We start from the raw sequence: 11054 nt of genomic DNA, 5'->3' as shown, positions 1-11054 counted from the left end.
ACGTTGGCTCAATGGGTAGATTGATCGGTTTCTTTAGCCAGTTTTGCCTTGGCCTTTTGCCAGAGGGCTTCTAGTTCGGCCAGTGAGTAATCGCTCAGCGATCGCTCGGCAACGGCTTCTACTTGGGCGAAGCGTTGAATAAAACGGCGGTTGGTGCCCTGTAGCGCTTCTGCTGGGTCGAGGTTGTGCCAGCGGGCAATATTTACCAGCGTAAAGAGCAAGTCGCCCAACTCTGCCTGCTGATTAGCTTTGGGTTCATCTGCGATCGCCTGTTGAAACTCGGCCAATTCTTCGTCAAACTTTTCCCATACGCCCTCTATATTTTCCCATTCAAATCCGGCTCCAGCAGCCTTCTTAGAAATTTTCATCGCAGCCATTAAAGGGGGGAGCGTGCGGCTGTATTTTTGCAGCTTGGGGGTGAGCTTATCGGGGTCGTGGGGAATACCTTTTTCGGCTGCTTTGATCTGCTCCCAGGTACGATGAATTTCTTCAATGTCGGTAGTGTTGACATCCCCAAAAACATGCGGATGACGACGAATGAGCTTGTCAGCAATGCCGTTAGCTACTACGGCTAGATCAAACTGATTGGCATCTTGAGCGACTTGGGCTTGTAAAACTACCTGTAGGAGCAAATCACCCAGTTCTTCGGCAATATCAGTTGGCTGACCCGTTTGAATGGCATCTACCACCTCATAGGCTTCCTCAATCACGTAAGGAATCAGCGTTTGCGGTGTTTGAGCCAGATCCCAGGGACAGCCGCTTTCGGGGTGGCGCAGTTGAGCCACCACCTCAACTAAGCGCTGCAGAGCCGCCAGGATGGGCGAAGTGAGGGCATGAGCGGCATCAGGCTGGGCTTGGGTCATGAATTTTTAAGTCACTCAGAGGAAACTTCTTTAGTGTCTCATTTTCGCTTAGACTTCCGCTGTTTCTGGCGACGCTTTCTCGATTTTTTGTAGCCAGAAACTAACCAATCACTGCTGTAATGACTGAGGGCACCTAATTCGAGACCAGCAAACACAGCGAGCCATTCGCGCCAATAGCTACGCCAAGTTTGCAAAAGACTTTGGCGAATCTCGATCCAGGTAATTTCGGTGAGGCCAATCGCATTGACAATTTCAATGGCAATTATCCCCAAAAGTGCCAGCCAGAGCGCCAAGTACACCACCCGCACCACCGTTCCCATAAGGGGGCCATGCGAAAAGCGCGAACGGTGTTTGAGACTGCCGCGATAGGGCACCCAAATCCAACGAAACCATCCCCAACGGCGCGAATGTAGCGATCGCACGTCTAGATCTGGCCCGAACATGAAGCCCCCAAACAAAAACCCTGCCCCCACCAACCCTGTGAGCCAAAAACTCAGGGTAAGCCAAAATGCCAATAGCAAAACTAGGGGAAGGCTCCAGAGGGTAATGCGATCGTGAGTGCGACCTGAAGGCATGGTGCAGTTGTATCAGCAGATTTAGCTTACTGCAAATTTAAAAAAGGGGATATAAACTCTGAGGAGTCTGCTACAATACAATTCGGCAAGCAATGGGGGCGGTTAGCTCAGTTGGTAGAGCGCCTGCCTTACAAGCAGGATGTCACTGGTTCGAGTCCAGTACCGCCCATTGTTTAACACAGTAAATACCTAGAAACACACAAGCTAGTTTTGCTTTGGCAATCTGGGCTGGAAATGAAAAATGGTTTGCTTAAATGCTGTCATGCGGCAATCGACAGTTCGCAGCGAATAGCTTCTTCAAGCTTGAGGCGATCGCGGCTTGATTTAGCTTGCGCCATTTAATTTATCGCCGCGTTTCACAGGCAAGCGCACAATAAACGTTGTGCCTGCCCCCACCTTACTGACAACTTTAACCGTCCCCCGCAGCAGTTCTACAAACTGTTTGACAATGCTTAGCCCTAAACCTGTTCCTGGTACATTACTAACATTGCCGCCTCGGTGAAACGGCTCAAACAGATGACGCTTATCTGCCAGAGGAATGCCGATACCTTCATCTTTCACTTGAATAATAATCTGGCCTTGGCGTCTGGCTAGTTTTAGCCAAATAGCCTTGTCATCCGGTGTGTAGCGCATCGCGTTCGACAATAAATTACTCAAGATCGATCGCAGTAAGCGTTCATCTAAACTTGCGATTAACTGCCGACTGCGGCAGCTAAACTGAATGGAGGTTTGCGCTCTGCAATACTCCTGCTGATTTAGCAACTCCTGGCAAAAAGCCACTAGATCGAGCGGCTGAGGGTTGACTTCCAGTACCTTGGCTTCGATTTTGCCGATCACCAGGATGTCGTCAATCATTTCGGTCATGCGTTCGACGTTGGTTTTAATGTTCAGCAAATAATCCGTTTTTTCCTCAGGGCTGAGCTGAGCTTCGTAGCGCTGCAAAGATGATACCGACAGCGCAATATTGTTCAGCGGATTGCGAAACTCGTGACAAACCATTGAAACAAAGCGCGATCGCATATCGCTCAGTTCCCGCAGTTGGTGATTTGCCTGCCGCAGCTTAGCCGTACGCTCTTGTACCTTTAGCTCTAGTTCTTCGTTGGTGCGCTGTAGTACCTCCTCAGCCCAGCGGCGCTGGGTAATATCGCGAAATGTCACCACTGCGCCAATGAGTGTCCCTGTCTCGTCATGCAGGGGCGTACTGATATATTCCACCGGGAAGGAGGTGCCATCCTGTCGCCAAAAGACTTCATGAGTCACTCGCCGGATACTGCCATCTTGAAAGGCGGCATAAATCGGACAATCTTCGCGCTGGTAAGGCGTCCCATCAGGATGCGAGTGATGTAAGACCACATGCATTGATTTACCAATGAGTTCTGCCATCGGCCAGTCGATCATCGCGGCGGCGGCTGGGTTGACAAAGGTGACATTGCCGTCAACATCTAGGCCATATACCCCTTCTCCAACAGCATTCAAAATTAATTGATGCTGGCGACGTAGCTGCTCTACGGTTTCTCCTGGGGGAGCGTTTGGCGGTAAAGGAGAGCCAGACGGAGATAGCCAGTAATTTTGCGTCATAGCAATATTGCTTAACATTTAAGCTGAGTTTTGCAGCCTTAGTCGCCTAGACGGGGTTGCTTTGCCAAAGTTATAGCCAAAGGCAGCAAGCAGCAAGAAGGATGCAGGCTGGAGACAAAAGCAAACGGCACGGTGAAGGGCGCTTTACGCCTGACGTTTGCTTGGCTTCTGCGTACGATTTCTGCTTTTTGATGGCTATCTTTCCGCTTCCTAGGCGCAAACCCAAAGCGGCTACGCTTATGTTTCAAGCGATAAAAGAGAGAAACAAAGGTTAGAAACAGGCTTTTGTTCATTTCTCAGCGATCGCCTATTTCTTTAGACTGAAGCCTTTTTCTTTAGGCTGAACTTCTAAGTTAAAAGCCCAACCCTATCAACTTTTTTACTTTTACTTTTTATCTTAAAAGTAGAGAGTAGAAAACGAACGGGCTTGGCCCTTGGGCTTTAATCTTAGTGGTTGAAATGCTCTCTAAAACAGACATTTTTAACGACCCTGGAGAATATCATGACTTTCTTTAAACCCTTTAATCCCTCAGAACTTCAGTCTGAAGAGAGCCGCTGTGGAGTCCGCGAAACCCTTGCTTCCGCCCAAGCCGACCATGCCGAAGCGCTAGAAGACGAAAACGTGGGTGTTGACAGCGAAACAACCGAACAGCTAGCGTCAGAAGCCACTGAAGCCGATCAAGATTTAGCAACTAAGTTTGCTGCGTCTCTCGGTCAAAACGGCGGCTAGCAAGCAGCAAAAAATCAATTAGACCAGCGATTTTCTAGTTTTTTTTAGACCCCTAATCCCAAAAGCGTACTAGAGTGCAGCAGTTCGATCCTGCTGCACTTTTCTGTTGGCCAAGTATTTTTTGATCAAACACACCCTAAAAGTTACTGACGACAGCAAAACGTAATAGGATTTATCTTGCCAGCCTTTTTAACTTTACATATCTTATGACCGCAGTAGACGATAAAACCGTTGTCCGCGAATACTTTAACGCCAAAGGCTTCGATCGCTGGCGTCGCATCTATGGCGACGGCGAAGTTAATAAAGTCCAGCTTGATATTCGCAAAGGTCATCAGCAAACCGTTGACACTGTTATGACCTGGTTTGCAGCAGATGGCAACTTAGCAGACTTGTCGGTCTGTGATGCGGGTTGTGGAGTCGGTAGTTTAAGCCTGCCGATGGCGGCGGCAGGAGCACAGGTTTACGCTAGCGACATTTCTGAAAAAATGGTAGGTGAGGCGAAAGAGCGCGCCCAAGCCGAACTTCGACCGGAGCAAGTACCAACCTTTGAAGTTAAAGATCTCGAACAGTTAGCAGGTCGCTATCATACTGTCGTTTGCCTAGACGTTTTGATTCACTACCCGCAAGACAAAGCCGCTGACATGATTCAGCACCTGAGTTCGCTGGCAGAATCGCGCTTGATTCTCAGCTTTGCTCCCAAAACTATTTTTTACACAGTCCTGAAAAAAGTGGGCGACTTTTTTCCTGGCCCTAGCAAAGCCACCCGTGCCTACCTGCACCGCCCAGCAGATGTGGTTAAAATTTTAGAAGCCAATGGCTGGACAGTTCAGCGCACAGCTTTTAACAAAACCCAGTTTTACTTTTCTCGGCTGTTGGAAGCGACCCGCTAGCAAGGCTAAGATGGGGGCGGTCTTCCTGTGGATGCGCTATGAAGAAATCAGCTCAAACAGTCGGTTCCGGCTGTTTGCTTTTGCTAGGTCTGTTTTTGCTGGGGTTGTTTGTCGCGGTTGCGTTTGCCCCTGAAAATGCTAGCGATCGCGCTGACTTGTTGGCCGCCGCTGCTATTTTTGGTGGCCCGCCTTTACTAGCAGGGGGCTGGTGGGCTTGGCGACTTCGCACTCAGGTGCAGCAGGCCAAAATTGCTCAGGCAGAAGCCGCCCAAGCGCAGCTACAGCAGACCTTTTTTCAACTCATAGATGAAAACTCAGGTTCCCTCAGCGTTCTGCAATTTGCCAGAGCCACTGGCATGTCAGGCCAAGAAGCTCGCGCCTATTTAGACGAACGCGCTAAAGAATTTGGGGCAGACTTTAGTGTAGGAGAGCAAGGAGAGTTTTTCTATCAGTTCCCCAGGTAGAGAGGCATGAGGCGAGTTAAGCAAATTTCAGCCGGACTGCTGCTGTTGGTTGGGTTTTGGTGTTTGGCGCGATCGCTAGAAACAGGGCTAGATCGCAACCCCAATCGGCTAGATAAACGCGAAACGGTATTAGCTGGAATTTTACTGGGCGTTCCGGCGGTGGGCTTTGGTGCTTATTTGGGGCTTGATGCCCAGTTGCAAAAAAAACGGCAAGAGCGCGATCGCCTGCAAGCTATTTTTTTTAAGCTGGTCAAAGCGGGCAAAGGCAAAGTAGCGCCGCTGCGATTTGCCATGGAAGCTAATTTGACTGGTGAAGCAGCCAAGGCTTATCTCGACGAACGTGCCCGCATCTACGACGCAGATTTTCAGGTAGACGATCGAGGTGGAGTTTTCTACTATTTTCATTTGGGCGATGTCGATACCCAGCTACTACGCCCCGCCCCCGCCGTAACCTTCGATGTGATTTTAGAAGCAGTACCCGAATATAAAAAACGGGAAGTTGTGCGCACGGTGCAAAAACTGACGGGCTTGAGCTGGAAAGATGTTAAAGCCTTGATGAGAAAACTGCCGCAACCTATTCAAAAAGGGGCAGCTCAAACGACCGCCGAAGACTTTAAGCGGCAGCTAGAAGCAGTTGGGGCGCAGGTGGTACTGGTGTTGCGCGATTGAGCGGGCGGTTCTATCTCGGCAATGGGCAACCAGACCGACCCACCGGATGCTGGCAAAATAACGATACGATCGCTCCAGCGTTTTGAGTAGGAAAAATGGCTCGTATTTTTCTGGTTTTGGCAGCAGTCTTGGCGGGTTTAGCAGTGGCTGGGGGAGCGTTTGGGGCACATGCGTTGAAAAACCAGCTAGCGGTGCGATCGCTGGAGATTTTTGAAACGGGCATTCGCTACCAGATGTATCACGCGCTGGGGCTACTGGCTGTGGGTATTTTGGGTGTGCAAGGATCGGCCAGTAGTGGCTGGTTAACCGCTGCGGGTTGGGGGTTTGGGCTGGGTGTTTTGATCTTTTCGGGTAGCCTTTATGCCTTAAGCCTTTCAGGAATTAAATGGTGGGGAGCTATCACCCCGTTAGGCGGTGTGGCTTTTATTGTGGGTTGGGCTTGTCTGGCGATCGCCGCGTTGACAACAACCCCAGGCGGATGAAGTCGGCTCACCCTTCGCTAATGGCGTCTCTACCCGTGTTTTTCCGTAAATAGGCTATAGTCACCAATAGCGCCTGCACTTAGATACAAGCTATATGTGCCGTCTATTGGGGTATTTAGGCCCTGCCATTCCGCTCGATCGCTGGTTGACCAAGCCAGAGCATTCTCTCATTGAGCAAAGCTATCAGCCGCGTGAAATGGAAACTGCCCTGCTCAATGCCGATGGCTTTGGTCTGGGCTGGTACCACGCCCAGCGGCGTAGCGATCCCTTTGTCTATCGCAATATTCTGCCAATCTGGAATGATGTCAACTTGCCGTCGCTAAGTCGCTATATAGAGTCGGGTTGTGCCTTGGCCTATATTCGCAGCGCTACCCCTGGGCAGGCCATCAGTTTAGAAAATTGTCAGCCCTTTCAGCACCAGCATTGGCTCTTTATCCACAACGGCTTTATTGAAAATTTTCGCCAGTCGCTTTGTCGCCCCTTGCGCGATCGCCTGTGTGATGTGGCCTATCAAGGGATTCAGGGAACGACCGACTCTGAGCATATTTTTGCTTTGCTGGTGCATCAGCTCGCAGTTCAGCCAGAGTTGTCTTTATCAGCAGCGCTCTACCAAACCCTGCAACAACTCTCTCAACTCAGCCACACCCACAACATTCGCACTTTAGCCAATATCGTTGTGAGCGACGGCCAACAGTTGGTCGCTGCCCGCTTTGCCACTGCGGCTCCGCAACCTTCGCTCTACTGGCTGCGTGACGACCTCAGGTTGCCCAATGCGGTTCTGGTGGTTTCAGAACCGCTCTTTGAGGCTGATTGGGTTGCTTGTCCCCCTTCGACGCTGCTACACATCAGCTCCGACTTAGAACTCCATAGCCGCCCCTTAGACTTTGCCTCATGATGGATGCCAGTTCTCCTCTCCTGCGGCGCTCAGCGTCTCACGCAGTCGGCTTAGAAACAGACCCTATCGTCCTGCGATCGCACCTGGAAAAAGCCTACGCTCAGTGTCGAGCCGATACGCTGGCGTTGGTGGCTCATCTCGATGAGGCGACCTTCTATCAACAAGCCCACCCAGATTTCAGCCCCATTGGCTGGCACCTAGGGCACATTGGCTTTACCGAATCGCTGTGGATTTTAGAGAACCTAGCTCAGCAGCCTTGCGCTTTTCCCCAATATCGCCGCCTGTTCGCCGCCGATGGTTTACCCAAAGCCGAGCGCCAAAATCTGCCCGACTTGCCTACCCTGCTGAGCTATCTCAGCACTATCCGCGATCAAGTTTTGAGCTATTTGGCGATCGCCCCGCTGGCCCAGCAGGGTCGCCTGTGGCACTGGCTTTTGCAGCACGAAAGCCAGCATTATGAAACGATGGCAATGGTCTTAGCTTTGCACCGGGGGACACAAGCCTGGGAAACTCCCACACCCCTCACTGCTGCCGTGCCCCTGCCTGCCTGCCGCATCCCGGCTGGCTCTTTTCAAATGGGCTACGACGGCCTAGCAGCAATTGACAACGAAAAGCTGGCTCACACGGTTGACTTAGACGAATTTTATCTAGACGCCTATCCCGTCACCCAAGGCGACTATCAGCAGTTTATCGCCGCTCAGGGGTATCAAAGCCCCACCTATTGGTCAGCCGCTGGCTGGGAGTGGCTACAGCAAGCCCAGGTGAGTCAGCCGCTTTACTGGCGTTGGGGCGATGGGTGGCAAACCGTTCCCGTCTGCGGGGTGAGCTGGTATGAAGCAGAGGCTTATACGCGCTTTGTCGGCAAACGATTACCCACCGAAGCAGAATGGGAAAAGGCTATGCGACTCCATTCTGTAGCAGAAGTCACTCTAATGGAAGACGGCTGGGGCGATCGCACGTCTTACAATGGCAGCGATCATCAGAAACCAGATCCGCTTGCCAGGGTAGATCTCACCCAATCACTAGGGCAAGTATGGGAATGGACAGCGTCCTGGTTTGCCGAATATGAAGGCTTTTGCGCCTATCCTTATCCCGGCTATTCTCAGGTTTACTTTGATGGTCAGCACCGGGTTCTTAGGGGCAGCAGTTGGGCAACTCGCCCTTGGGTGCGGCGGCTGACATTTCGGAACTGGTATCACCCCCACGTTCGGCAGGTTTTTGTGGGTTTTCGCTGTGTATCTGACAAAGAATTAGCCGCTAACGGTTAAAGTTCCTCTGGGTGGGACAATACGCTTGCAACCCCAAAGTCTGTTAGTTTCGTCTGGATCCACCGCCTGAAACCGCTTAGCGGCCTACAGGTGAAGCTTGTCACGTTGATGATATCCGCCTAGCTATAAACGTCATGTCTATTTCAAAACTGTCACAAACACCGCCGATCCAGCCACCTGAGCCAAGAACTAGCCAGGTGATAGAAGACCGCTTAACCCTCCACAACTGGCTAGAGGATACTGCCTCAGCCCCTATGGGAGAAGATGTGATTACGGGGCTGTCTCAACAGCCAAAATCACTGCCCCCTAAATATTTTTATGATGATTGCGGTTCTCAGCTCTTTGAACAAATTACCCAACTGCCTGAGTATTATCTGACCCGTACCGAAACTCAAATTTTGGCAGACTCTGCCGCTGCGATCGCCCATTTAACGGGTTCTTGCGAATTGGTTGAACTTGGTAGTGGTAGCTCTACTAAAACTCGCCTCTTGCTAGATGCGTATCAAGCAGCAGGCCAGCCGCTACACTACCTACCCATTGATGTTAGCGGCGGTATTCTCAAAGACAGCGCTCTCCAGTTGCTAAAAGACTATCCCCAGCTACAGGTGCAGGGCTTTGTTAGCACCTATGAAACAGCCCTAGCTCAACTACCCAAAGCCGCTTTGCCCAGCCGCCTGATTGGTTTTATCGGTAGCACTTTGGGCAATTTAGCCCCCAATGCCTGCCAAGCCTTTTTAGCCAAAGTTTCACAAGCGCTACAACCCGGTGAATACTTTTTGCTGGGTATCGATTTGCGCAAGCCCAAAGCCATTTTAGAGGCTGCTTACGACGACAGCCAGGGCATTACGGCAGCTTTTAACCTCAACATGCTGCATCACCTCAACTGGCGCTTTGACGGTGACTTTGATGTGTCTCAGTTTGCCCATGTGGCTTTTTACAACCCAGTAGCCCACCAAATTGAAATTTATATTGAAAGTTTGCGTGATCAAACGGTACAGCTTGCGGCCTTAGATCTAACGGTTGAGTTTGCTAAGGGTGAGCGTTTGCTGAGCGAGATTTCTCGCAAATTTGACCTCGAAGAAATGACGCAGGAACTAGCCGCATTTCAGCTTGCCTGTCTGCAAGCATTTACCGACGAGCAAAAGTGGTTCGCGCTGCTGCTGTGCCAGCGTCAGGCTGCTTAAACCCACAGGTTAAAGGGGGCGCTTGGTCGTGCCCCTGCCGTAAAATTTCAGCCTCGATCCTGAGCCAGACAGCAATTGGCTATTCGTTAACCAGCTCAGTATTCACCTCGTTAACCGGACGTCGCTTTAGCTCAATCGACTGCGATCGCGGCAGCAAGTTAAACACTTCTCTCAAAGCATCATCCACCGTTGTGTAAGCAACCGTGCCCACCGCATCAAAAACCACTTCTCCCGCTTCGTCAAAAATCAGAGTTTGCGGCACTGAACCTTTAAAGTAATACCCCGGTTCCGTTGGCTCATAGCTATCTTGCGCAGGTACCGAATCGGCCATGATGGGAATAAAGTTTGCAGCGCGTCCATAGGGCGCTTGCAGTTGAGAAATCACCGACGAATACTGCTTACAGTCAGCGCTATCATCGACATAAAAAACCAAAATAGCTGGCTTATGCGCCTTAAAAGACTGCGCCAGGTTAACCCGCGGCGGCACTAAAGAGCCATTGCCCGCATACAAAGCAAAAATATTGCCATCGTAATGATCGTCATTTAAACCCGCTAGCGCTGTTGCAGGCATCAACCCCAAAAGGCTAAACAGCAGCAGGGCTAAAACTACACTTCGGCAAAAACGTTGGCAAAACTGGAGAGCGTTAAGCAGCATTCAATCGGCAGCATTTAGAACAACACACAAAGCAGGTCTGGGATTGCCCTGACCCTTTCTTCATTAGGCCATATTTTGAGAGTCGTTAGCCGACTAATTCTCGCGAAAGCTACTGGCTATTTGCTGAAACTCCTCTTGGTAGCCATCGAATCGGTCGGTTTCTGTCCAGCTAATAATTTGGTAGTAAGAGCGCTGAGTGGCGACAGTGGTATGCAGATAGGTAATCGGCACATCTTCATAGACTCCTTCAATCACGTACTGTACGGCATTGTTATTGTTGACCGTATCGACATCGGTGATCGTTTCCTCAACAAACTGGTCTAGCCCCCCAATCAGCAGACGGCGGTAGATAGTGGCATTGTTTTCTAAGGAAAACTTGTCTAAATTTTCTGTGTCTTCTGCCAGCACAATGGTATACAGGTCTTCTGCCTGCTGCGCTGCCTGTAACTGAGCGCTTCTGTGTAGACCTTCGGTTCGCTGCCAGCCAGCGGGTAAAGATAGCTGTAGGGTACCGTCTTCGCTGCGGACACCTTGCCCCAGGCTGTTGTTGTCGGAGCTAGGGGTTGCGTTAGGTTGTGTGTCTACAGATTCAACCTCAGTTGGTTCAGAAATGCCCAGGAGATCTTCTACCAGGCTGCAACCGCTGAGTAAAAAGCCCATCAAGACCGGGATCGTTGCTGTCACCCTAATGTGCTGAGTTGCCATCGCTCTCAATGCCGATAAAGAACGGGGTAATTGTAGCCAAAGCATAGCACCTAAGCGATAAGATAAATTTTCCCAGGATGAGGTTAGAGAGAGGTG

At 50.7% G+C, this 11054-nt stretch carries 13 protein-coding genes and 1 tRNA gene; 9 read left to right on the top strand and 5 right to left on the bottom strand.

Features of this window, described 5'->3' with window-relative positions:
* Positions 1–8: 8 nt before the first annotated feature.
* Positions 9–863 carry a nucleoside triphosphate pyrophosphohydrolase gene (mazG, locus tag ACTS3T_RS20860; RefSeq protein WP_462935577.1) on the bottom strand — a complete coding sequence of 285 codons (855 nt, stop codon included), beginning with the start codon at positions 861–863 and terminating at the stop codon, positions 9–11.
* Between the two features lie 38 nt (positions 864–901).
* Positions 902–1438 carry a metal-binding protein gene (locus ACTS3T_RS20855; RefSeq protein ID WP_462935576.1) on the bottom strand — a complete coding sequence of 179 codons (537 nt, stop codon included), beginning with the start codon at positions 1436–1438 and terminating at the stop codon, positions 902–904.
* A gap of 96 nt (positions 1439–1534) precedes the next feature.
* Between ACTS3T_RS20855 and ACTS3T_RS20850 the strand changes: the two genes are divergently transcribed.
* A tRNA-Val gene (locus ACTS3T_RS20850) sits at positions 1535–1607 on the top strand.
* A gap of 155 nt (positions 1608–1762) precedes the next feature.
* Here ACTS3T_RS20850 and ACTS3T_RS20845 read toward each other — a convergent pair.
* Positions 1763–3016, bottom strand: a complete 1254-nt coding sequence (locus ACTS3T_RS20845) for a PAS domain-containing sensor histidine kinase (protein WP_462935575.1) — start codon at positions 3014–3016, stop codon at positions 1763–1765.
* A 502-nt stretch (positions 3017–3518) separates the two neighbouring features.
* Here ACTS3T_RS20845 and ACTS3T_RS20840 point away from each other — a divergent pair.
* The 8 genes from ACTS3T_RS20840 (at position 3519) to egtD (ending at position 9598) form a co-directional block, all read left to right on the top strand.
* On the top strand, positions 3519–3746 hold the full coding sequence (locus tag ACTS3T_RS20840) for a hypothetical protein (protein WP_462935574.1): 228 nt from the start codon (positions 3519–3521) through the stop codon (positions 3744–3746).
* 206 nt (positions 3747–3952) lie between these two features.
* Positions 3953–4636, top strand: a complete 684-nt coding sequence (gene bchM / locus ACTS3T_RS20835) for a magnesium protoporphyrin IX methyltransferase (protein WP_462935573.1) — start codon at positions 3953–3955, stop codon at positions 4634–4636.
* A gap of 38 nt (positions 4637–4674) precedes the next feature.
* Positions 4675–5100: a hypothetical protein gene (locus ACTS3T_RS20830; RefSeq protein WP_462935572.1), complete on the top strand. Its 426-nt coding sequence runs from the start codon at positions 4675–4677 to the stop codon at positions 5098–5100.
* A gap of 6 nt (positions 5101–5106) precedes the next feature.
* Positions 5107–5769 (top strand): ribosomal protein L7/L12, encoded by a 663-nt coding sequence (locus tag ACTS3T_RS20825; RefSeq protein WP_462935571.1) that lies wholly within the window; start codon positions 5107–5109, stop codon positions 5767–5769.
* Positions 5770–5864: 95 nt separating this feature from the next.
* On the top strand, positions 5865–6251 hold the full coding sequence (locus tag ACTS3T_RS20820; RefSeq protein WP_462935570.1) for a DUF423 domain-containing protein: 387 nt from the start codon (positions 5865–5867) through the stop codon (positions 6249–6251).
* A gap of 94 nt (positions 6252–6345) precedes the next feature.
* Complete coding sequence (gene egtC / locus ACTS3T_RS20815; RefSeq protein ID WP_462935569.1) at positions 6346–7146, top strand: ergothioneine biosynthesis protein EgtC; 801 nt, start codon at positions 6346–6348, stop codon at positions 7144–7146.
* The gene (locus ACTS3T_RS20810) at positions 7143–8414 is read left to right on the top strand and encodes an SUMF1/EgtB/PvdO family nonheme iron enzyme (protein ID WP_462935568.1); all 1272 of its coding nucleotides are present in this window, start codon (positions 7143–7145) and stop codon (positions 8412–8414) included. Before egtC ends, ACTS3T_RS20810 begins: the two co-directional genes overlap by 4 nt.
* A 134-nt stretch (positions 8415–8548) precedes the next feature.
* Positions 8549–9598: an L-histidine N(alpha)-methyltransferase gene (gene egtD, locus ACTS3T_RS20805; RefSeq protein WP_462935567.1), complete on the top strand. Its 1050-nt coding sequence runs from the start codon at positions 8549–8551 to the stop codon at positions 9596–9598.
* A 79-nt stretch (positions 9599–9677) separates the two neighbouring features.
* On the opposite strand, the gene ACTS3T_RS20800 is transcribed toward egtD, so the two are convergent.
* Together ACTS3T_RS20800 and ACTS3T_RS20795 are read right to left on the bottom strand one after the other, a co-directional pair.
* Positions 9678–10253 (bottom strand): thylakoid membrane photosystem I accumulation factor, encoded by a 576-nt coding sequence (locus tag ACTS3T_RS20800; protein WP_462935566.1) that lies wholly within the window; start codon positions 10251–10253, stop codon positions 9678–9680.
* A gap of 93 nt (positions 10254–10346) precedes the next feature.
* Positions 10347–11003 carry a hypothetical protein gene (locus ACTS3T_RS20795; protein ID WP_462935565.1) on the bottom strand — a complete coding sequence of 219 codons (657 nt, stop codon included), beginning with the start codon at positions 11001–11003 and terminating at the stop codon, positions 10347–10349.
* Positions 11004–11054 lie beyond the last annotated feature (51 nt).

The sequence above is a fragment of the Almyronema sp. genome (genome assembly GCF_052168255.1).
Lineage (GTDB): Bacteria > Cyanobacteriota > Cyanobacteriia > Phormidesmidales > Phormidesmidaceae > Sphaerothrix > Sphaerothrix epifaneia.
The sequence above is the reverse complement of the archived record's forward strand: the minus strand, read 5'-3'. Positions and strand labels throughout refer to the sequence as shown.